The 22040-nt window shown below is 52.1% G+C and carries 16 protein-coding genes, 1 tRNA gene and 1 riboswitch; of the genes, 6 read left to right on the forward strand and 11 right to left on the reverse strand.

Features of this window, described 5'->3' with window-relative positions:
* Window positions 1–530 precede the first annotated feature (530 nt).
* Window positions 531–603 (forward strand) — tRNA-Asn (locus tag DFR60_RS24265).
* 67 nt (window positions 604–670) lie between these two features.
* Here DFR60_RS24265 and DFR60_RS24270 read toward each other — a convergent pair.
* The 5 genes from DFR60_RS24270 to DFR60_RS24290 all read right to left on the reverse strand — a co-directional run bounded on the left by DFR60_RS24270 (window position 671) and on the right by DFR60_RS24290 (window position 7508).
* Window positions 671–2002: a uracil-xanthine permease family protein gene (locus tag DFR60_RS24270; RefSeq protein WP_110325204.1), complete on the reverse strand. Its 1332-nt coding sequence runs from the start codon at window positions 2000–2002 to the stop codon at window positions 671–673.
* Between the two features lie 269 nt (window positions 2003–2271).
* Window positions 2272–2372, reverse strand: a riboswitch (purine riboswitch).
* 139 nt (window positions 2373–2511) lie between these two features.
* Entirely contained in the window at window positions 2512–4299 is a 1788-nt protein-coding gene (locus tag DFR60_RS24275) for a glycoside hydrolase family 36 protein (RefSeq protein WP_243005173.1), read from the reverse strand.
* A gap of 54 nt (window positions 4300–4353) precedes the next feature.
* On the reverse strand, window positions 4354–5184 hold the full coding sequence (locus DFR60_RS24280) for a carbohydrate ABC transporter permease (RefSeq protein WP_110325206.1): 831 nt from the start codon (window positions 5182–5184) through the stop codon (window positions 4354–4356).
* Window positions 5184–6065 (reverse strand): carbohydrate ABC transporter permease, encoded by an 882-nt coding sequence (locus tag DFR60_RS24285; protein ID WP_002603690.1) that lies wholly within the window; start codon window positions 6063–6065, stop codon window positions 5184–5186. The genes DFR60_RS24280 and DFR60_RS24285 overlap by 1 nt, the downstream gene beginning before the upstream one ends.
* A gap of 93 nt (window positions 6066–6158) precedes the next feature.
* Window positions 6159–7508, reverse strand: coding sequence for an ABC transporter substrate-binding protein (locus DFR60_RS24290; protein ID WP_110325207.1), 1350 nt, complete (start codon window positions 7506–7508; stop codon window positions 6159–6161).
* Between the two features lie 181 nt (window positions 7509–7689).
* Here DFR60_RS24290 and DFR60_RS24295 point away from each other — a divergent pair, with 181 nt between their 5' ends.
* Together DFR60_RS24295 and DFR60_RS24300 are read left to right on the forward strand one after the other, a co-directional pair.
* The gene (locus DFR60_RS24295) at window positions 7690–9549 is read left to right on the forward strand and encodes a histidine kinase (protein ID WP_167437717.1); all 1860 of its coding nucleotides are present in this window, start codon (window positions 7690–7692) and stop codon (window positions 9547–9549) included.
* Window positions 9542–11068 carry a response regulator transcription factor gene (locus DFR60_RS24300; protein ID WP_110325209.1) on the forward strand — a complete coding sequence of 509 codons (1527 nt, stop codon included), beginning with the start codon at window positions 9542–9544 and terminating at the stop codon, window positions 11066–11068. The genes DFR60_RS24295 and DFR60_RS24300 overlap by 8 nt, the downstream gene beginning before the upstream one ends.
* Window positions 11069–11081: 13 nt before the next feature.
* On the opposite strand, the gene DFR60_RS24305 is transcribed toward DFR60_RS24300, so the two are convergent.
* A complete protein-coding gene (locus DFR60_RS24305) occupies window positions 11082–12554 on the reverse strand; it encodes an alpha-L-fucosidase (RefSeq protein ID WP_110325210.1) in 1473 nt (490 codons plus the stop codon).
* Window positions 12555–12781: 227 nt separating this feature from the next.
* On the opposite strand from DFR60_RS24305, the gene DFR60_RS24315 reads away from it, so the two are divergent.
* Together DFR60_RS24315 and DFR60_RS24320 are read left to right on the forward strand one after the other, a co-directional pair.
* On the forward strand, window positions 12782–13720 hold the full coding sequence (locus DFR60_RS24315) for a helix-turn-helix transcriptional regulator (protein WP_110325212.1): 939 nt from the start codon (window positions 12782–12784) through the stop codon (window positions 13718–13720).
* A gap of 77 nt (window positions 13721–13797) precedes the next feature.
* Entirely contained in the window at window positions 13798–14631 is an 834-nt protein-coding gene (locus DFR60_RS24320) for a DUF4397 domain-containing protein (protein ID WP_002603684.1), read from the forward strand.
* A gap of 119 nt (window positions 14632–14750) precedes the next feature.
* On the opposite strand, the gene rplT is transcribed toward DFR60_RS24320, so the two are convergent.
* From rplT to infC, 3 genes are read right to left on the reverse strand one after another with little or no spacing between them, the layout of a single operon-like run.
* Window positions 14751–15107, reverse strand: coding sequence for a 50S ribosomal protein L20 (gene rplT, locus DFR60_RS24325; protein ID WP_110325213.1), 357 nt, complete (start codon window positions 15105–15107; stop codon window positions 14751–14753).
* A gap of 29 nt (window positions 15108–15136) precedes the next feature.
* Window positions 15137–15334 (reverse strand): 50S ribosomal protein L35, encoded by a 198-nt coding sequence (gene rpmI, locus DFR60_RS24330; RefSeq protein WP_002603682.1) that lies wholly within the window; start codon window positions 15332–15334, stop codon window positions 15137–15139.
* A gap of 27 nt (window positions 15335–15361) precedes the next feature.
* Window positions 15362–15856 carry a translation initiation factor IF-3 gene (infC, locus tag DFR60_RS24335; RefSeq protein ID WP_110325214.1) on the reverse strand — a complete coding sequence of 165 codons (495 nt, stop codon included), beginning with the start codon at window positions 15854–15856 and terminating at the stop codon, window positions 15362–15364.
* Window positions 15857–16228: 372 nt separating this feature from the next.
* Here infC and DFR60_RS24340 point away from each other — a divergent pair, with 372 nt between their 5' ends.
* On the forward strand, window positions 16229–17143 hold the full coding sequence (locus DFR60_RS24340) for a hypothetical protein (RefSeq protein WP_110325215.1): 915 nt from the start codon (window positions 16229–16231) through the stop codon (window positions 17141–17143).
* A 21-nt stretch (window positions 17144–17164) separates the two neighbouring features.
* Here DFR60_RS24340 and DFR60_RS24345 read toward each other — a convergent pair whose 3' ends face one another.
* Together DFR60_RS24345 and nuoF are read right to left on the reverse strand one after the other, a co-directional pair.
* Window positions 17165–18943, reverse strand: coding sequence for an NADH-dependent [FeFe] hydrogenase, group A6 (locus DFR60_RS24345; RefSeq protein ID WP_110325216.1), 1779 nt, complete (start codon window positions 18941–18943; stop codon window positions 17165–17167).
* Between the two features lie 5 nt (window positions 18944–18948).
* The gene (gene nuoF, locus DFR60_RS24350; RefSeq protein ID WP_432764128.1) at window positions 18949–22026 is read right to left on the reverse strand and encodes an NADH-quinone oxidoreductase subunit NuoF; all 3078 of its coding nucleotides are present in this window, start codon (window positions 22024–22026) and stop codon (window positions 18949–18951) included.
* Window positions 22027–22040: the final 14 nt, after the last annotated feature.

Below are 22040 nucleotides of genomic sequence, written 5' to 3' on the forward strand. Positions count from 1 at the left end.
CATTCGTATAGGATTTGGTAATGTAAAAGGATTCTGAGTTTTTTGATCTGGATGTAGTAACCCGCATAAATAATCACCTCAACACCATTATAGCACATATCACTAAATATTACTATATAATAAATCTAAAAAGTTGACAAAAAAATAAGCCTACAATAAGGCTTTGCAGCACTTTTAGATTGATTGATGTGTCAAACGCCCGTTTCCTTTTCCGAGGTTCGCAGGAACTTAAGCAGAAAGACGGGAAAAAGGGGTGGTGAAATCTGGCCTCCAAGCCAGATTTCAAGTGGACACGGAGGTGAAGTCCTTCAGGAGTTCACCGTAGTTTGCGCGATCCGCCTCTTTTTCCCGTCTTTCTGCTTTAGTTCCTGCCACCGAGGAAACAAGAAACGCTTCCTTCTCCTGCCCCTTCCACACACCGGAACACCGGCGGAAACTTTCAGCGGGGCCGTGAACGGTAACACTATTTTTTATTTTTTTCCAAAATACCCTTGACATTTTATTTCCATTGGGTATAATAATGTCTATATTCCTCGATAGCTCAGTCGGTAGAGCACGCGGCTGTTAACCGCGCTGTCGTAGGTTCAAGTCCTACTCGGGGAGTTTTTCTTATAAAAAAGATCAGATATCTGTCACGATATCTGATCTTTTTTTGCTGTTAAGTATGGGATTACTCTTCCACTGCCTTCTCAATATCCATATTTTCCGGCAGTATCAGGTTAAGTACGAGAGCCAGTACAAACACAACCGCCACACAGTTTTCCGCAAACACGTCCTGAATGATGGCCGGGAATATCTGGAATATCTCCGGAAGCAGGGTAAATCCGATTCCCACGCTCAGAGACAGGGAGCTGATAATCGTGTTTCTCTGGCTGAAACCGGCGCGGGCAAGCATCTGCACACCGCTGATGATGATGGAGCCAAACATCATGATCGTACATCCGCCCAGAACTGCATCCGGAAGTGATGCGAAGAAGGAGCCGATGGGCGGGAACAGTCCGGCCAGAATCATGCAGATGGCGCCCGTCATGATGGTAAAACGGTTGACGACCTTCGTCATGGCAATCAGCCCCACGTTCTGGCTGAAGGAGGTTACCGGAAGGCAGCCGAACAGTGAGGAGATACTGCTGGCAAATCCGTCACAGGCCAGGGAGCCGGATATCTCTTTCTCTGTAATATCGCGGTCGAGGCCGGATACGACCATGGCGGTCGTGTCGCCGATCGTCTCCGTCGCCGACACCAGGAAGATCACAACGACAGACAGAATGGCTCCGGCGTGAAACTCCGGCAGAAACGGCAGAATACGCGGAAGGGATAAAATACCGCCTTCCAGCATCCCGGACAAATCCACAACGCCAAGAGCGATGGCGAGCACATAACCTACCACCAGGCCAAACAGGACGGAAAGCTGTTTCCAGAAGGACTTTGCAAATACATTAAACAGAATACAGCTGAGGAGCGTAACAGTACCGATTAATAAGTTGGTTGCAGAACCGAAGGAATCGGAATAACCGCCGCCGAAAGAGCGCGCGCCCACTGTCAGGAGTGAAAAACCGATGGAGGTCACGACACAGGCCGATACGATGGGGGAAATCAGCTTTCGCCAGTACTTGGCAAACAGGCCCAGAGTTCCCTCCACCAGGCCGCCGACGAGAATGGCCCCCAGCATGGAGGGATAGCCGTATTTGGCCCCCACAGAACTCAAAATGGTCACAAACGTAAAGCTAACTCCCATAACGATCGGTAGCTTCGCACCGATGCGCCAGACCGGATACAACTGAATCAGCGTAGCAACCCCTGCGATGAACATGGCGTTCTGGATCAGGGCAGCCGTCTGGCTGGTCTCTAAGCCCGCCGCCGCAGTCACGATGACGATTGGAGTCAGATTCGCCACGAACATTGCAAGTACATGCTGCAGACCGAAGGGGATCGCTTTTCCCAAAGGCACACGCCCGTCCAGTCTGTAAATGTTGTTAATGCTGACTTCTGCATTGCTTTTCATGATATTCTCCTTTATCATTTTCTTATTTCAATGTTTTTGCCGTCGTCTGCTGAACTGTCCGCGTTCCGCCCCCTGTCATCAAAGCAGAGAGCACCGTCTGCAGTTTCCTTCATCTACGGCACTTTTCAGTCATCATTCACCCCCTCTTTACCATGAGAATCGGAATCTGCCGTATAGCGTGTCATACCGTCCAGCCGGGAAGTCTTTTTGGTTCCTTAGGATGTCCTTTTTGGTGAAACAAAAAAGACTTCCCGGCTGTCGGAGACAGGCAGCTTAAAAGCTGCTCCTGTAGCCCTGACATTTAGGAAGTCGGATAGAAACGTCCAGGCCATTATCCTGGACATATACAAGATGCATACGGTTATTTCTATTCAATTTTCACAAAAACATTGATTTGATATGTTTTATTATAAACATTTTTATCAATAAAGTCAACATATTTTTTAGGTATTCTTAAATTATTTTAGATATCATGCATAATAAAACTTTTTATTTTAATCTGCATATTTTTAAGATTTGTGAATAGAAAAATCCGATCCATCTTCTATTAATTCAACCGTTCCGCCCGCCGGAACCGGTACGGTGAGAATCCCGCCGTCGTCGGTCAGAAGGCCGGAGGACAGCAGCCCGCCTGTACACTCCCGCACCGTCATTTTATACACCGTTTTGCCGCTTCCCAGGCGGAGGAGCAGTCCCTCTCTCCCGGTTCCATTGACAAACACCATCTCTCTTGCCGGCTGACGCACGGAGACCAGCTCCCGGCTGTGGTAAGTGCAGGCCAGCTGCTCCCCCGCACGGCCCATGATGACGTTATAACGGCACTGCGGGTTCAAAGGTTCAAAGCTCCCCTCCAGAAACGCCTTCTTATACCGTTTCCACAGGCCGCAGTAGTAAGCCAGCATCTCCTTATGCTCCCGCGGAAGCTCCTCCAGCCTCATGGAGAGCTGCGGCACGCTGAACAAAATCTGTATCATCTGCAGGGCCGCCCCCGCCGCAGTATCCTCCCGATCCCACATGAGCATATCGGAGTGCACCGCGCTCTCCCCTGCGATCAGCCGGAGGTCCGTCACGCGCACATGGTTCTCTGCATCGTCGAAGGGGCAGTCCACGGCGCGGAAAATATTGCCGAAGCTGCGCATGCGCGGCCCGTTATACGTCTGCCGGAATTCCAGCATAATATCCGCCTTATGGCTTTTTAACCGCGCCATGCAGTCTTTCATCAGCCGGTCGGCCGCCTCGGTAAAGGAAGTGCAGTCCCGCCTTTCGTCCTCCTCCCTTCCGCCAAATGGCGTAACCACGAATTCATCCACAAAGTCCAGCTTGAAGCCGTCTAAATCCCAGTCCAGAAGCGCTTTTTCATAAATACCGATCAAAAACTCCCTGACCTCGGGATACCGCGGGTCCAGCACATGCCACTCCCGCTCCGCATCCGGGTCGATGAGCATGTCCTTAAACCGCTGGAAATTTTCCGATCGCTCACCGATAAAGGGAACCGAATACCATGGGATGACGCCCATACCGATATCGTGCATCCGTTTTACAAATCCAGCCATATCGGGAAATTTGGAGGGAGCCGGTTTCCAGTCTCCGCAGTATGCATAACCGCGTCCGGTATCCTCCGTCTGCCATCCGTCATCCAGAAGAAGGCTGCCGCATCCGAGTTCCTTCGCCAGCTCCGCCTGGGCGAACAGCGTCTTTTCATCCACGTTCTGGTGGTAACTGTACCAGGTGGAATACATGATCTCCCTGGCCGCTTCCGGCACCACGGCCGGTTCATTGCCAGGAATGGTCTCCCACCATTTTGCCGTGTCCGCAAGCGCTTCATAATAAGGCAGGGGACGGGTATCCACGCGCACCGCAACCGAATACTCCAGCCCACGGTATGCCTCCCGGTCAAACAGGGCTATCTCCACATCGTACTGTGCGGTCTCCTCCACGGGGATGCTTTTCAGTCCGATGGTATGAAGCGTGTCGGACAGGGCGATAACGGCGCAGTTTTTATTATCCTGCGCGATCAGGCACTCCACCGGCGCCCCCGTGAATCCGCTGGTTTCATACAGGTTCTCGAACCAGTCCGAATTGAGGGCCTTGATCAAGTGGAGCTTGGGTGTCCAGCGGTAATGGATGCCTCTGGCCGGAACCGCGATATGAACCCGCATCGGCGGAAATACCGTCTCCCGCTCAGCGCGGAAGGACCAGGACAGAAAGCGGACGCCGCCTTCCTCCCACGATTTCCTTACCACTAAAAGCTCCTCCGGCACGCCTTCCTCCCGGATTTCTATTGTTCGTTTCATCATGCTGCACAATGGCTTTTCCTCCTGTCATGTCAGTTTTTTCTGCCTTCGGCCGCTTTAGCTTTTAACAGCGCCTGCAATCATCCCGTCAACGATATATTTCTGTGCAATACCGTAGATCAAAAGAATCGGAAGGATCGACAAAACGATAAACGCGCACACATAGTTCCATTTATACGTCATATAGCCGACAAAGCTGTAGATGCTGAGAGGCAGCGTATTCTTGGCCGTATCCGTTACAAAATACAGGGAGATCTGAAAATCGTTCCATACCCCCATAAAGGTGATAATGATATTTGTGAAGACGGCCGGCTTTAACAGCGGAAAAATCACCCGGTAAAACATGCTTAAGAGTCCGCAGCCCTCCAGCATGGCCGATTCATCCAGGGACCTGGGAATCCCCTTGATGACGCCCGAATAGATCATGATGCTGAGCGGCAGCCTGGAAGCCACATGGATCAGAATAATCGCGGCGTAGGTTCCGCTGAGTCCTAAAAACTTAACGATCATCACCTCTGGTATAAGAGAAAGGGGCGCGATCATGCCGATCAGGAAGTAATTGCTCAAAATCCGGCTCAGCCTGTCGGAACGCCGCGTCAGGACAAAGGCCGTGATCGAAGCCACAAACACCGTCAGCGTCACCGCCGAGCCGGTGATAATCATGCTGTTCTTAAACGCCCGCAGCAGCTGTCCCTTCTCGATTACGTAGGCAAAATTCTCCCACAGGAATTTTTCCGGAAGGGAAAATGTCACCACTGCGGCCTCAGACACGGATTTGAAGGAGGTCAGAAGGACCAGCAGAAACGGAAACAGCACGAGAAACGCCATAAACACGCAGATCACATAGACGATCCCGCGGGAAACTCTCTTTTTTGTCTTTGCATTCATCAGATATCTGGCTCCCTTCTTCTCAGTATGCCTAACAGCGGTGAAATAACGATCACGATCAGCAGGAACTGAATCAGGTTGATCGCGGAGGCGTATCCCATGGTTCCGATCCTCATGGCGTCATATGACAGCTTGCTGATCACCTGGGTCGCCCCGTTTGGCCCGCCGTTTGTCATGGACATGACGATATCGAATATATTGAAACCGCCGATGACGCATAAGGTAATGGTGGTATTAATGGACGGCGTGACCAGAGGAAGCGTGATATGGCGCGTCGTCTGCCATGCGCTGGCCCCGTCCAGCCTGGCCGCCTCGTAGACATCCGTCGAGATCGACTGAAGGCCCGCCAGAATAATGGCCGTATTGAATCCGATCCACATCCAGGATTCCACGGCGCACACGGTAAACAGGACGATCTTCGGATCTCCCAGCCAGTTGAGCGCCAGCCCGCTCAGACCGATGCCGCGCAGAAATTCGTTGAGTACGCCCGTGTCCGGCTGGAGAATAAAGGTGAAGACGTAGCCGATCACCAGTGCTCCGATGGTACACGGCAGGAATATGATGGCCCGGAAGAAATCCCGGCCCTTAAACGCCCGGTTTAAAAGGAGGGCGAACACCAGGCCCAGCCCCACTTTAATGACGGTGGTAATCACGGCAAACGAAAAGGTATGGCCGAGCGCAGGCAGAAAGCTCTGCGACGCGAATAAGTCCTTAAAATTCTCGATGCCGATAAACTCCGGACTTTCAAAGTTGTAGATACTCCAGTTTGTAAAGGAAAACACAAAGCCGCCTGCAATCGAGCAGACATAAAACAGGGTGAATATGATGAGCGCCGGCACGACAAACACCAGCGGATAATACTTTTTCTCCAGCTTGCTCACAAGACTGCCTCCTTTTAAAAAGGACTGTCATACAACCGCTCCCGAAAAAGCTCTGTAAGACAGTCCATTCGATCCAATCACATGTTTAAATCCTTACTTAAATCCGTCGAATCCCAGCTGCTTCCCTACCACGATCACCGCGTCGCTCCATATCTTTGCGCAGTCCTCCGGGCTCTTCTGGCCGAGAAGGACGGAAAGGAACGAGCTGTTGGCATCGTCGGATGGGGTAATTACATACGTCTGGTTATAATGAATTTCTGTCAGCCCCTGATCGATATAGCTCTGGGTATCCTGAAGCGTCACGCTTAAATTTTCCGCGTCAACAGACTTCCAGACCGATGTACACGCCCTCGTATCCATGTTCAGCTTTAAATTCTCATCAGATGCCATGTAATTTAAGAAATCCTTTGCCGCATCTACATTGGCAGACTGATTCGAGATATAATATCCGCCAGGGCCTGCGATCGCAAGACGGCTGTCGCCATCCTTCGTCGGCGCCGCGAACATGCCGATCTTTCCTTTTCCGGATGGCTCTGTCTTGGCATACTCCGGGTCTGCCCAGTCGCCCATGTACATCATGGCAGCGGTTCCGGAAGCGATTGCCTTCTGTCCCATCTCGTACGTTGCGGTAGCCATGTCGCTGTTCACATATCCGTTGTCCACCCAGCCCTTCATTCTAACGTATAAGTCATTGAATTCCGGAAGGGAATCCCAGCGGATCTCGTTCTTATTCAGCTTCTCCAGCACGTCTGGATTAGCAGCCAGAATATTGGGCCACTCGCCGTTGATGATCTGGTTTACGGTCCAGGCATCCGCCATGGACACGTAGACCGGTGTGATGCCTGCCGCCTTTAACGTGTCGCATACCGCGTTAAATTCCTCGAAGGTCTTCGGCACTTCCAGGCCGTTTTTCTCAAATACCTCTTTGTTATAGACGATTCCAAAGGAATTGACTCCTCCGTTGGGGAAACAGTAGATTTTACCGTCACTGTGGGTGACAAATTCTTTCCCCGTATCGGTTAAATTGGCGACCCATGGCTCTGACGACAAATCCACCAGATTCTTTGCATGCTGGTAGGAAGCCGCCTGCGTACCGGTATCTCCAATGAAAATATCCCACATGCCGTTGGTGGACATCTTCGTCTGAAGCAGGGAGTCGAACTGGTCATCATCGATGGCCTGCACATCCACGGTGTTGCCCGTAGCCTCTTCCCAGCCTTTCTTAAAGGTCTCAATATTGGATATCTCCACATGCGAGGCCTTTAAGCCTACGGTGATGGTTACGCCCTTTGCCTTCTTCTCTCCCTGATTCTCCTTCTGGCTTTCCGCCGCAGTCTGTCCTCCTGCCGTTTCTGTCGTCCCGGCCTTCTGGCCGCACCCTGCCAGCATTCCGGCCGCAAGAGCCGCGCATAACAGAACACCTGTCAATTGTCTTTTCTTCATAGCTACCTCCTTCAATTTGTTTCATCTGTTGTGCAATCAGTATAATTGATTCTCAGAAAAAAGCGAATGGAAAAATTTCTCTTATCCGTTTGTATTTTTTTGACCTCTCTTTTTTCCATTGTCATTCCACCGATTTTTGGCTATGATATAGGTAATCACACAGAAGGAAATGGAGACTGACATGGATTTAAAAAAGAGGCATTTCAAACTAAAATTCAAATTCCGGCTGTTTCTTTCCGTGGCCGGAATTTTCCTGTTCATCGCGCTTTTCGTATCCCTTTTATTTTCCATGACTTCACTTAAAAATGCAAAGGATAATGATTACCGCGGCTCCGTCATGGTTCTGGAGCGTATCTCCTCCCAGATCGCGTCGCTGTATGAGCAGATGGATGTGGCCGCCACCTCCATCACAAAGAATTCCACGCTGCGGGGCACGGTGCTGAATTTGAATATCCGTGATTCCCAGCTCACCCAGCAGCAGATGATGGAGGAGCTGGAAAAGACCAGAACAATCCAGAAGACGCTGATTAACATGATGTTTTCACCCATCATCTCCAATGTGCTTCTCTACAACCGGAATCTGGACTATTTCTATTATACGGGCCTCTATCTTCACGATGAAGGCCTGTTAAAACGTGCCCTGTCGTCGGACCGCTCCTTCGAAAAGCTCATGGAGGCACGGTACGACCAGCTCTACTTAGGCCCCCACCTCTCCCCGTGGTCCGGCGACGACAAGGTCGTGCTGTCCGCCATACGGAATTTTTCCGACATCACCACGACTCAGGACACACTCGTCGAGATCCAGGTGCCCTATGCCCACCTGGATTCCATCTGCCGCCAGGAAAGCTTCGGAGACGAGAAGGAGATCGTAATCCTCGATTCCGGCTGCCGCCAGATCTATCCCTACGAGGAGACCGTCACCGTCCTTCCCCCTGAAACCATCGATCATATTGTTGCGCAGTTTAGGGACGGCGTTCCGGATTTCTACAGCGATGAATACGCCTATTACGGAAGCTCCATCTTAAATAACCGTTTTCACGTACTCTTAGTCTCCAACCAGAGCACGCTGGCACAGTATCGGAAGCAGAATGCGACCAATACCCTCCTGGCCGTCATCCTCATTCTGACCACCACCTGCGCCATCATATTCGTCATTATCTCCATCGTTTCGAAGCCGCTGAACCAGATGATCCGCTACATCAACGCGCTGAGCCTCGACCAGGATGCGCCCTTAAACCTGTCCTCGGACTTCCTCGATGAGTTTGAGCTCATCAACAGCTCCTTCAATCAGATGCTGGTAAAGCTGAAGGACTCCATCAAGGAGGTATACGAGGCCCAGATCCGGGAGAGCAACGCCAACTTAGCGGCCCTGCAGGCCCAGATTAACCCTCATTTTCTCTACAACGCCTTAAACTCCATCAGCGCGGCCAGTGAGATTTACGGAAGCGAGGTCACCTCCAGGATGTGCCAGCAGTTCTCTTCCATGATGCGCTACATCACCTCCTCCAGCCCGGAGGCCAAGCTCACCGAGGAGATACGCCACACCCGGAATTACCTGGACTTCATGAAAATCTCCTATGACGGCAGCTTCGATTACACCGTTGACGCCCCGCTCGAAACGGCCAATCTCTTTCTGCCCAGGCTGACCATCGAGCCGTTAGTGGAAAACTGTTTCAAGCACGGCTTCCGGGAGTGTCTGCCCCCGTGGCACATCACCATCAGCTGCGCCATCGAAGGTGCCTCCTGGTTCATACGGATCGCCGATAACGGCAGCGGATTTTCACCGGAGGCGCTCTCTGATTTCCAGGAATTCAAGGACGCCTACGGCTCCAGAAAAACGGCAGACTTATACCGTGACCTGGAGATTGACGGCCTGGGATTAAAAAATATCTACGGCAGGCTGTTCCTGTATTTTAACGGAAATGTGGATATGTACATAGAAAACGGCGGCTCCCGGGCCCTGTGCGTGAGCCGCCCCGACAATCAGAACAGCCCCGGTGGCTGTCTCATCACAATAAGAGGAGAAATAACACATGATTAAGATCGTCGTCGCCGAAGACCAGCCACTGATTCTGAAGGATTTGTGCTTGAAAATTGAAAAATGCGATCCGGATATAGAGATAGCCGGGACCGCCACCGACGGCAGAGCGGCCTATGAAAAAGCGGCGGAGCTCCAGCCGGATATTCTCTTTACCGATATCAAGATGCCGTTTTTGAGCGGACTGGAGGTGATCTCCCGGCTGAAGGCCGAAAACAGGCAGATCCACACCGTCATCATAAGCGGATACCGGGACTTTGAATTTGCCCGGGAGGCCATGAAGCTGGGTGTGGATGAGTATCTCTTAAAGCCGCTTTCGGCAGACGACATCGCCTACGTTCTCTCAGAGCTGAAAGAGAAAATATCCATGAAAAAGAAAGATTACAACCGCCATCTCCTCGAATCCCTGATTCAGTCTCCCGGCACCCGGACCGGGCATATCAACACGACGTTTCCCTACGGCTGCTATCAGCTTCTTCTGATGACGGCGGGCTCTTATTCCACGTTCCTTTTGGATTACGCCCTGCCCCATGAGGATGTGGGGGCGTTTCACCTTTTGGAAACCGCATGCCGCTCCCGGAAGCAGGAGGGCGAGATGACTTACTTATTCTCTGGCAGGCACGAGAACGAACGCATCTGTCTCGTCTGCTTCAGCAATCCCGAATCCACGACGGCGAGGCAGATCGCAGAGGATGTTCTCTCCGCTTCCTCAGGGTCCGGCCTCCCCATAACCGTCTGTATCAGCCGCCGCATCCGCCATGTGGACAACATCGGCATGGAGGTTCAGATCATGCGGACTTATACGGAGCGGAACCTGCTCTTCGGGCGCTCCTCCCTTCTGGAAGCCAAACCATTTGAAATGAATATGCCTGACTTATCGTCCTATCTGACCGCCGCACAGCTTCAGAAATTCCTGTTCTGTGTCAGGAACCAGGATGAAGCCAGATTCCAGGAGACCATGGCCGCGCTTTTGGATGCCCTCGAAAGTCAGAACGCGGCCCAGATCACCGTCGATTACTGCTTAAAAAAGCTGTTTAAAGACTGTTTTCCGGAGCAGACCTCGGTGGACTTTGATTTGGAGATCGACGAATACATCACCTACTCCAAGAGCTACGGGGATCTCTTCTCCTACCTGAAGTTTTTCGTGGAGCAGCTCATGCAAAACGCCTCCCTCTGCAACACCTCCGGCCAGTCCGACTCTGCCAGAATGGCCGCGGATATTCAGGAATACATCGAGAAGAACTACGCCGCCAACATCAATATCAATGACATCGCCACCGCTTTTTCCCTGACGCCGGCCTATTTCAGCCGCATGTTCAAGAAATATACGGGAACCCGGCCCATCGAATATCTGACCTCCGTACGGATCCGCCACGCCTGCGAATACTTTGCCAACTCCGACTTTTCCGTGCGCCAGGTGGCGGAGTTCTGCGGTTACTCCGATCAGTATTATTTCAGCAAGGCGTTTAAATCCATTACGGGGAAATCTCCTTCCGAGTACAGGATTCTTTCCCAGCCGTAGCGCAGGTTCCCCATCAATCCACCGATATCTTAAATACCAGCGGATAACCGCCTGACACCTTCGTCCGGATATGAAGCCCAGCCTCATCGCGGCTCCACTCCGGCGGCTCTGCGCTTTCCAGGACCTCGACCGAGCGGATGATTCCATGGAATTTCGGCAGCTTCGACGCGTCCTGCTCCGCCAGGGATTCAATCACGTATTCCCCGCTTTCACTGCACGCCAGGACGGCAGCGTATAAGTAACCATTGGCCGTCGTAAACCGAAAATCCCGCGGGGTAAAATGCTTTCTGATTCCATCGGTAAACTGGCCCTCCTCCACCTTTGTGGGACCTTCGCCGTATTTTCTCCAGACCCTGCTGCCGTATACCGCCTCGCCGTTGACCTTCAGCCATCTTCCGATTTCGAGGAGCACGTTTCTGTCTTCCCGGGATATGGTCCCGTCTGCCTTGGGCCCCACATTCAGCAGGAGACAGCCGTTTTTGCTGACAATATCGATCAGGTCGCAGATAATATCCGCCGCCGGGCGGTACTCGTTGTTTTCCGTGTAGCACCAGGAATTTAACGCGATGGCCGTGTCTGTCTGCCAGAAAAACGGCTTTACATCGGCAAACTGGCCTCTCTCCACATCGGGAACCGCCGTCCCGAACAGAAATGCGTCATGCTTATAATTGATGACCACCGCTTCTCCCCACTGGACTCCGCGGTTATAGTAGTAAGCCGCCAGCTTCCGTAAATACGGTTTGAAGCTGCTGTGTTGAATCCACCAGTCGAAATAGAGGATTTTCGGATGATACCGGTCGATGATCTCGCAGGTGCGGACCAGCCAGTCGTTTAAGTACTCCTCTGTCGGCTCCGGCTTTCCATAGATGTCGTGATGGTCCGGCTCCGGCATGGCCGGCCAGTAGAAATCCCCCCGCTCCATCGGCTCCTTGATATCGCTGTCGAACGCTCTCCCGTGTCCCATGAAAAACCAGTGCTCCGCCCGATGGGACGACGCTCCGTTTACCAGCCCCCTCTTTTGGCATTCCTTTGTCAGTTCTCCCAGAACATCTCTCTTCGGCCCCATCTCCCAGGCATTCCAGCGGGAAATCTCACTGCGGTACATCATAAATCCATCGTGGTGCTCCGCCACCGGAACTACGTAGGAAGCTCCCGCCTCCGTAAACAAATCCGCCCAGGCGGCCGCATCAAACCGGTCCGCCGTAAACAGCGGAATAAAGTCCTTATATCCGAACGATTCGTGTTTTCCATAGACGGCCGTGTGATGCTCATATTCCTTCGATCCCTGGATATACATATTGCGGGAATACCATTCATTTCCAAATGCTGGGACACTGTAGATTCCCCAGTGAATAAAAATACCAAATTTACCGTCCCGGTACCACTTCGGCGGCTCGTAGGCCGACAGCGATTCCCACGTATCCGTGTAGGGTCCCTGTTCGATCACCCGGTCAATTTTCTCCAAATACGGTTGTAAATAATACATGCTTCTCCTTTCCGTGCGCGGTTCACCGCACAACGCAGCCATTCCTGTTCCTCTCTATCATACGGAATTACGGCTTGGAAACCAAGAGAAGGAGCTGACGTATTTTACCGGTATATGTCGTGTTTTCGAATGTTTATGTTTGACTTTCCTTTATTTACGGGATATGATAGTTCTGTCTGAAAACCAGAACAGAAAACTTCATTTCCACGGCACGGAGGCGGTATTTTATGCATGATAACAGCTTGAATTTTACCTTTCCATTAGAACATGTTTCCTTCCAGGTTTCCATGGTATCCACCGGCAGAATGGTCCAGTCCATCCCCGCCCATGCCCACGGCAGAGGGTGTTACGAGATTCATTATATCCGGTACGGCTCCGGGACCGTGGTGATAGACGGCGTCCCCCGGCGCGTCGGACAGAATACGCTCTATACCACCGGGCCTTCTATCCTTCATGAACAGATTCCCGATCCGTCTGATCCCATGGTGGAATCCTGCATCTATCTGCGCGTATTCCCAGATTTCGAAAAAACGGAGCGCGGAAGCTCCCACGCCCGCAGGCGAAAGGATTCCAAGCGCGCCTCATTCCTGACTCCATTTTTGGAGCAGGCCTTCTGGATGGGGCAGGACACCCAGCAGGTTCTTCCCCTGTTTGATACGATTTTCCAGGAGCTGGAACAGAAAAAGCCGGGATACAGGCCGCTTCTGTCCGCTCTCTTTCAGCAGCTGATCGTCTGTATCGCGCGCAATTATCTGGAGACGGAGGCATATTATCCGGTTCCTGAAAACGGCTTCGAAGATGCTTCCGGGGACAGCAGCCTGTCTCTGATCGTGGAGGAAGCGTTTTTAAATGAATACCGGACCATCACGCTGGAACGGCTTGCCCGGCGGATCCACCTCTCGCCCAGGCAGACGGAACGGCTGATCCGGCAGTATTACAACAGCACCTTTTTGAAGAAACGGACCGAAGCCCGCATCGGCGCCGCCTCTGTTCTGCTGAAAACAACGGAACTGCCGATCGGTGAGATCGCGGAGATGACCGGCTACTCCTCCTCCGAACACTTTTCTTATGCATTTAAAACGTATACCGGCATGAGCGCCCGGGAATTCCGCAGGAAATCGTCTTCCGAAGCAGGTCCGCACCCCTTTTCGGAAAATGTTTTTTAGAAAAACGCAAGATTGGGTCACTACTTTGATAAAATACAATACAATAATTATAAAGACATTAATTAAGGAAATATCTTATGACTCAATTTGAAACGCTTCCTCTTTCCGCAACACAGGCAAATGATGACGATATCGATCCGGGTTTTTTAGTACCGGACTATGGCAACGTAATCCCTCCATTTGATGAGGAGATCGATCCTGATTTTTCCGTTATGCCTCCATACCCGGATGGCGTTATCCCGGATCGTCCTTATCCGGAAGGCCCCTCTTATCCTCCTTTTTACCCGCCGTTCTTCCCGACACCGATGCCCTGTCTGTTCTGCAACACCAACCAGTGGGCGCGCGGAAGCATCCGGTTCCTGAATGCGGCAACCGGCTATAATGCCTTTACCATCTACATCGATAACCGTCCGGTATACTCCAACTTAAACTTCCCTGAGCTGACGAGGTATCAGCAGATCTCACAGGGTTATCACAGATTTTCCGTAGTCGGAAACGGCTATACCTACGTCCAGAAATCCATGTATGTCGGAGACGGCATGGCCACCATCGCAGTGATCAATTCGTCCACCGGACTGGATTTGACATCGATTGCCGACACCACCTGCCCGACGCCCAATGCAAACGCATGTTTCAGAGTCTGCAATCTGGCCTACTACAGCGGGCCGGTGAACACGGTCATCGGAAATGTCTATTTTAACTCGACCAACTTCAATCAGGCGGCCAGCTTCAGCTCTATGGGAAGCGGAACCTATACGGTAAACGTCGCCCGCTCCGCCCAGCCGCAGAATACGCTGGTCTCCACCACCGTCACGCTGCGTCCAGGACGCACCTACACCCTTTACGTATTGAACTGGAGCCCAACTCCTGATACGATCCAGACACTGCTGGTGGAAGACCGGAGAAATTGATCCTGTAAGAATTCCCAGCGGTTGTAAATGAGGATTCACCGGGCAATAAATAGAGACGAAACACAAAAATCCCCTGTAAACACTTATCACGCGTTTACAGGGGATAGATTTATCATCAATTAAGCCACTTTCGCTTTAGCAAGTTCTGCTAATTTGGCGAAGCCTTCTGCATCATTAACAGCCATGTCAGCCAGGACTTTTCTGTTTAAGTCAACACCAGCTAACTTTAATCCATGCATAAATACGCTGTAGGATAAGCCATTGATACGTGCTGCTGCGTTGATACGTGCAATCCATAACTGTCTGAACTGTCTCTTTCTTTCTTTTCTGCCTGCATAGGAGCTGGTTAATGCTCTCATTACGGACTGCTTTGCTACTCTATACTGTTTGGAACGAGCGCCTCTGTAGCCTTTAGCCATCTTTAACACTCTGTTATGTCTCTTCTTAGCGTTCATACCGCCTTTAATTCTTGCCATCGGTTTTTCCTCCTTCTTAACTTAAGATCCTATAAATATGGTAAAATCTTCTTCATTACTTTTGCATTAGTTGCGTCTGTAACGATATCTTTTCTAAGATTTCTTTTTCTCTTTGTAGACTTCTTAGTTAAGATGTGAGATTTGTAAGCTTTGTTTCTTACAAGCTTTCCTGTACCGGTCTTTTTGAAACGCTTTGCAGCTGCTCTGCTTGTTTTTAATTTAGGCATTGTATTTTCCTCCTTGATAATGTTCTATTAACGTTTTGGTGTTAAAAACATAACCATGCTTCTTCCTTCCACTTTGGACGGCTTGTCAATAACCGCTATATCGGCTAATTCCTTTGCGAAATCCTCAAGAATATATCTTGATTTTGACATATGCGCCATCTCACGACCTCTGAAACGTAAGGTTACCTTAACTTTATCTCCTTTTTCGAGGAACTTCCTTGCGGCGCCCATCTTTGTGTTTAAGTCATTTGTGTCAATATTGGGAGATAAACGAACTTCCTTGACTTCGATTACCTTCTGTTTCTTCTTAGCTTCTTTTTCTTTTCTTGCCAGTTCGTATCTGTATTTACCGTAATCGATAATCTTACAAACCGGTGGCTTTGCGGTCGGAGCAATCTTTACAAGGTCCAGTTCTGCGTCTTTTGCCATCTGTAAGGCATCTCTCGCAGGCATAACCCCTAACTGTTCTCCATCTTCACCAATCAACCGAACTTCCTTGTCTCTAATTTGTTCGTTAATCATTAAATCGCTAATTGTCGTGCACCTCCTATAGTGTGTTTGGTCGGAATTCACATTACTGCCCGTCAAGGCATAAAAAAAGTAGATAGACAAACGCTACCCACCATCAAAGTCTCTACACAGTATACCTATGTAAATAAGGCTATGAACCAGGGTCACTTACTCGTGCCGTGGTGAGGCGGATACCTACTTTCCTGACTGTTGTTTCCACAACTTGTTATAGTCTACAATATGACAGACGAAAAGTCAAGTGTTTTTTTTATCTTACGAAATTTGCAAGGAATAAGTAAAGAACAATAAGGAAGATTGTGGTATTGTAAACATATAAAATATATGATACCACAGAACCGCATAAAAAAACAGGAGGAATAATTCTTGAATAAAAAAACATTACTGCTTTCTGCCATTCTTCTCACCGCAGCGCTGAGCGCCTGTTCCAGCCGCCAGGCCAGCCCGGAACCGTCGGAAGAGCCGAATGCCACAGTGGAACTCATGACAACAGACGGCAGAGCGGAAGCGCCATCCGTTTCCGGTCCGGTGGAAGAAAACAGTTCTCCCGTTCCGTCGGAGATTCCTTCCGATGCTTCTGACAGAACCGGACGATTTTTAAAATCCACCAGCGGAGACGGCATTCTGGTAATTGACAACTACGGTCCCGTCGTCTTCACCTATGCCTCCGGCGACAGAAGCGTTTTGGACACGCTGGATAACGGCGACGCCGTTTCCATGAAGATCGGGCCGATTATGGAGACGTGGCCCGGACAGACTACCGTCTATAGCTGTGAGCTTCTCAGAAAGGGAAGACGCGGCGCGGTCGATCCCGATACACTGGCTTCTCTGATGGAGATGGGACAGATTCCAAAAGAGCCGCTCTCTCCCATGTTTTATGCCAGAGATACCCTTTTTATCGGCACAGGCAGAACCGCCAGCCCCACCTGCGGAACGGAAGACGGCAGCTTCTCCTCCGTCATTGACAGCTTAAAGGTCCCGTCGGAAAATGGCCAGTCCAACTTCGGCAGTGAGGGCGACGGCTACATTTCCCTCTGGGATGGCGCCATGGCAGTCAGGGACGGCGACCATTACACGCTGTTTCTGGCAAACGGAACGTTGGAATATGAAGGCCGTTTCTTTCGTCAATCGGATTTGAGCGACGATACGGTCGCATGGCTGGATTCCTATAACAACCTCCCGGAGGAGGGCCGCATGTCCATATCCTACGTCCCTTATGATCTTATGCCGGAAGACAATACAGGCATAACAGCAATGGAGACGGATGCCTCAGCTCCCTGAGGAATCCGTCTCCATTACTTTCTATACTAATTCATTATATTTTCCGCGTTTTACGTAGTGGGTATGCAAAAGCTTATGGGCCAGATGGCCGCCGGGTTCTCCCAGGAACTCCTCATACAGCTTCATAAGATCCGGATTCTCGTGGGACTTGCGCAGAGGCTTGTGTTCGTCCTCGCTGTAGAGCGCCGCCGCACGTTTTTTCCGGAAATCGTCCTCCTTCGGACGCGGCTGGCCGCCGCCTGCGATGCAGCCGCCCGGACATCCCATGACCTCGATGAAATGGTACGGTGAGGTGCCTTCCGCCACCTCTCTCATCAGCATGGAGGCGCCTTCCAGTCCGCTGGTTACCGCCACCTTCACTTCCACGCCTTCCAGATGCTTATACTCCAAAAGCGTGTCTTCGATGACGAAGGACGCAGTCTTAATCTGTTCCAGACCCACGATCGGAGTCACGTGAAGCCCTTCAAAGGGCAGTTCCCGTCCCGTTACCAGTTCGTACACGGTACGCAGCGCGGCCTCCATAACACCGCCGGTTACGCCGAAGATATCGGCGGCACCCGTGGAGAGTCCCAGCGGCGCGTCAAAGCTTCCTTCCGGCAGATTGACGAAATCGATGCCCGCCGACTTGATCATCCGTGCCAGTTCCCTGGTCGTCAGAACCGCATCCACATCCCGGTTTCCGTCTACTTCCATCTCGCCCCTCTGGATCTCATACTTCTTCGCCGTACACGGCATCACGGAGACGACGTATAAATCCCGGGGATCCATGGAAAGGCGGTCCGCATAGAACGATTTTACCACCGCTCCCATCATGGTATGCGGGCTCTTGCAGGTAGACAAATGGTCCAGCTCCTCCGGGAACTGGTGCTCGATGTGCTTGATCCAGCCCGGTGAACAGCTGGTAATCATCGGCAGAACCGCGTCCCCTCCGGTGAGTACATCCTGAAGCCGTTGCAGAAGCTCTGTTCCTTCCTCAATAATCGTTAAATCCGCGGAGAACAGCGTATCGAAAACGTCGTCAAAGCCCAGCTCGTGGAGGGCCGAAGCCATTTTCCCGGTAACCGGAGTTCCGCAGGGGAGGCCAAATTCTTCGCCGAGGGCCGCGCGGACAGCGGGCGCCACCTGAACGACCACACGCCTGCCCGGGTCGCCTAATGCCTTCCAGACCCGGCTTAAGCCATCCGTCTCCTGCAGCGCGCCGGTGGGACAGACCACCGTACACTGGCCGCACATGGCGCAGGCCGTGGAATTAAGCGGAAGCCCCATAGCCGGACTGATGACCGTGTCGAAGCCGCGGTTCTGCGCCTGTATGGCCCCCACGTGCTGTATCTCGTTGCACACGGTCACGCAGCGGCGGCACAGGATACATTTGCTGGTATCCCTGGTGATGGAAGGGGAAATGTCCACGCTGCATCCGGAGCGCTCGCCCTCCAGCCGGGTCTCCGTGATTCCCAGCTCATACCCCAGCTCCTGAAGTTCGCAGTTCTGGTTTCTGTTGCAGCTTAAGCAGTCCTTCGGATGGTCGGAAAGCAGCAGTTCATACAGGACCTTTCTGGCCGCGCGGACCTTCGGCGAATTCGTATGAACCACCATGCCGTCCCTCGCCCTGACGATGCAGGAGGCCTGGAGATTCTTCATCCCATCCACCTCCACGACACAGATTCGGCAGGAACCGTATGTATGGACATCTTTTAAATGACAGAGGCTTGGGATTTTGATGCCGGCTTTGGCCGCTGCCTCCATGATGGTCGCTCCCTCTTCTATTTCTACTGTTTTTCCATTGATTGTCAGCTTTATCATCTCTCTTACCTCCTGTCACAGTGCAGGCACCGGAACGCCTCACCGATTGCGTCTAATTTGTGGAAGCCGCACGCCACTTCCTTAAAGTTGTCGATCCTCTCATCCACAGGAAGCGTTCTGACCGGGAATCTCATATGCGGTTCGGTCACTTCCATGTCGGGGATCACCGGAATCTCCAGCCACTCGCCCATGTTCAGTTCTCCGCTGCCGCCTAAGTACTTGTCGATATTGACGGCTGCTTTCTTTCCGTCGGCGATGGCGTTGACGGCGACATTGGCTCCCCACGGGCTCGTATCGCCTCCCGCAAACACGCCTTCCTCCGAAGTGCGGCTGGTGAACTGATGAACATCAATCCTGCCCTTTCCGTCGAAGTCCAGCTGGGTTGTCTGATGGAATTTGTGATCCACATCCTGGTTGATGGCCGTTATGATGCCGTCACACTCCAGCACAAACTCGGAGCCCTCGATATGTGCGCTTCTGCGCCGGCCATCCGGACCGTAATCCGTAAGCTGCCGTTTTACCAGCTCGATGCCGCAGACTGCGCCGTCTTTCTCTGTGATTCTCACAGGGGATGCCAGGGTGATAATGCGGATTCCCTCTTCTCTCGCTTCCTTAACCTCCTCGGCGCCGGCCGGCATTTCCCGCTCGGTTCTGCGGTAGACGACCGTTACCTCCTTCGAGCCGAGCCGGACCGCCGTACGCGCCACATCCATGGCTGTGCTTCCGCCGCCTATAACGACAAGGCGTTCGGGAACCGAAAGACTCTGTTTTAAACCGATTCGTTTTAAGAAAATAAGGCCGTTTTCCACTCCCGGCAAATCCTCACCCGGAATCCCTAAGGTTCTCGACTGCTGTGTTCCGATCGCCACGTAGACGGCGTCGCTCTGATTTTTCAATTCCTCAAAGGAGATTGCCTCCCCGATTCTCACGTTGCAGTGGATGTTCACGCCGCTCTGTTCGATGGCCTTCACCTCTTTTGCCAGCACCGCCTTCGGAAGGCGGTACTCCGGAATTCCCCAGTAAAGAACTCCGCCGGCAACGCTCTCCGCCTCGTATACGTGAACCTCATGGCCTAAATTAGCAAGGTAATATGCACAGGTCAAACCGGATGGTCCGCCTCCCACGACAGAAATTCTTTTTCCCGTGGCCGGCTTCGCCTCCACCTTTGGAATCTCGTATCCATCCTGAAGCACATAGTCTCCGATGAAGCGCTTTAAGGAACAGATGGAGACGGCTTCGTCCACCTGGGCGCGGCGGCAGCGGTCCTCGCACGGATGCGTACAGATACGGCCACAGACGGACGGGAATGGATTATCCTGGCGGATCAGCCTGTATGCGTCCTCAAACCGTCCTGCGGAGAGCAGGCTGATATAGCCTGGTACAAACACGTTGGCCGGACAGGCGTTGCGGCACGGCGACGTCTGCAGCTCGGAACAGACTCCGGCGCGGCAGTGTTTTTCGTAAATATGTTCTTCGTATTCATTTCTGAAATAACGGAGTGTGGAAAGCACCGGATTCGGGGCGGTCTGGCCCAGGCCGCACATGGCTGTCTGCCTGATGGTCTCCGCCAGCTCCTCCAGCAGTTCCAAATCGCCTTCCTCGCCCTTTCCTTCCGTAATCCGTTCCAGAATTTCCAGCATCCGCTTTGTGCCGTTCCGGCAGGGCAGACACTTTCCGCAGGACTCATCACGGATAAAGTCCATAAAGTATCTGGCGGTATCAACCATACACGTGTTTTCACTCATAACCACCAGGCCGCCGGATCCCATGATGGCTCCCAGCTTCGCCAGGGATTCATAATCCACTGCCGTGTTTAAATGTTCTCCGGTGAGACAGCCGCCGGAAGGACCGCCGGACTGAATCGCCTTGAATTTCCGTCCTCCCGTGATGCCTCCGCCGATTTTATAGATAATGTCTCCCAGCCGTATTCCCATGGGGACCTCGATAATTCCCGCGTTGATAATGTCTCCCGCAAGGGCGAATACCTTGGTGCCTGCGCTCTTATCCGTACCGAACTGCCGGTACCATTCCGCGCCGTTCAAGATAATGGGCGCCGCGTTTGCCAGAGTCTCCACGTTGTCTATAATCGTTGGCTTATCGAATAAGCCACGTTCAAACGGGAACGGCGGTTTCTGCCTCGGCTCCCCGCGTTTTCCCTCTATGGACGCCAGAAGGGACGTCTCCTCCCCGCAGACAAACGCGCCCGCGCCGATCCGGATCTCCAGATCGAACTGAAATCCGCTTCCCAGAATATCGGTTCCCAGAAGTCCCCGGTCTCTCGCCTGCTCGATGGCGGCGGAAAGACGCTCCACTGCGATCGGGTATTCCGCCCTGACATAGACGTAACCCTTGTCTGCGCCGATGGCATAGGCGCCCAGCATCATGCCTTCGATAATACTGTGAGGATCGCCTTCCAGAATACTGCGGTCCATGAACGCGCCGGGATCACCTTCATCGGCGTTGCAGACCATATATTTCTGTCCGTCCTCGGACACGGCTTTCAAGCCCGATTCCCATTTGATTCCCGTCGGGAAACCGGCGCCGCCGCGGCCGCGGAGTCCGGAGGCCTTCATGATCTCCACCACCTCTTCTCTGCTTAAGCCGTCCAGTGCTTTCGCAGCAGCCGCGTAGCCATCCCTTGCAATGTAAGCTTCCATGGAAGCAAACTCCATGCGCCCGCAGTTGCGCAGCGCGATGCGTACCTGCTCTTTAAAGAAATTGATGTCATTAAGCTTCGGAATGCAGCGTTCCTCCTCCGCATCGTAAAACGTATACTCTTCACAGACTTCCCCGCCGATCAGATGGCGCTCCACGAGATCCGCCACCTTCTGCGGATTCATGGCCGTGTAGAAAATTCCGTCCGGCTCCACTAAGAGAACGGGCCCCGCCGCACACGTTCCCATACAGCCTGTCACCAGAATCTCCACCTCCGACTCCAGCTGATGCTCTGCGAGAGACATTTTGAGCGCCTCCTGTACCTCTCCGCAGTGAGAGGAGATACAGCCAGCACCTCCGCAGACCAGAATCCGGCGTTTAAAGGCTTTTCTTTTTTCTATGTAATCCTTTTTGATTTCTGCAAGCATGGCAGAATTTGTTA

The organism is Hungatella effluvii (assembly GCF_003201875.1).
GTDB lineage: Bacteria > Bacillota > Clostridia > Lachnospirales > Lachnospiraceae > Hungatella > Hungatella effluvii.

Bases quoted from the DNA above. Each gene is read 5' to 3' on its own strand.
- DFR60_RS24270 (WP_110325204.1), bottom strand. From the start codon at position 2,002: ATGAAAAGCAATGCAGAAGTCAGCATTAACAACATTTACAGACTGGAC.
- DFR60_RS24275 (WP_243005173.1), bottom strand. From the start codon at position 4,299: ATGATGAAACGAACAATAGAAATCCGGGAGGAAGGCGTGCCGGAGGAG.
- DFR60_RS24280 (WP_110325206.1), bottom strand. From the start codon at position 5,184: ATGAATGCAAAGACAAAAAAGAGAGTTTCCCGCGGGATCGTCTATGTG.
- DFR60_RS24290 (WP_110325207.1), bottom strand. From the start codon at position 7,508: ATGAAGAAAAGACAATTGACAGGTGTTCTGTTATGCGCGGCTCTTGCG.
- DFR60_RS24295 (WP_167437717.1), top strand. From the start codon at position 7,690: ATGGATTTAAAAAAGAGGCATTTCAAACTAAAATTCAAATTCCGGCTG.
- DFR60_RS24300 (WP_110325209.1), top strand. From the start codon at position 9,542: ATGATTAAGATCGTCGTCGCCGAAGACCAGCCACTGATTCTGAAGGAT.
- DFR60_RS24305 (WP_110325210.1), bottom strand. From the start codon at position 12,554: ATGTATTATTTACAACCGTATTTGGAGAAAATTGACCGGGTGATCGAA.
- DFR60_RS24315 (WP_110325212.1), top strand. From the start codon at position 12,782: ATGCATGATAACAGCTTGAATTTTACCTTTCCATTAGAACATGTTTCC.
- DFR60_RS24320 (WP_002603684.1), top strand. From the start codon at position 13,798: ATGACTCAATTTGAAACGCTTCCTCTTTCCGCAACACAGGCAAATGAT.
- rplT (WP_110325213.1), bottom strand. From the start codon at position 15,107: ATGGCAAGAATTAAAGGCGGTATGAACGCTAAGAAGAGACATAACAGA.
- rpmI (WP_002603682.1), bottom strand. From the start codon at position 15,334: ATGCCTAAATTAAAAACAAGCAGAGCAGCTGCAAAGCGTTTCAAAAAG.
- infC (WP_110325214.1), bottom strand. From the start codon at position 15,856: ATGATTAACGAACAAATTAGAGACAAGGAAGTTCGGTTGATTGGTGAA.
- DFR60_RS24345 (WP_110325216.1), bottom strand. From the start codon at position 18,943: ATGATAAAGCTGACAATCAATGGAAAAACAGTAGAAATAGAAGAGGGA.
- nuoF (WP_432764128.1), bottom strand. From the start codon at position 22,026: ATGCTTGCAGAAATCAAAAAGGATTACATAGAAAAAAGAAAAGCCTTT.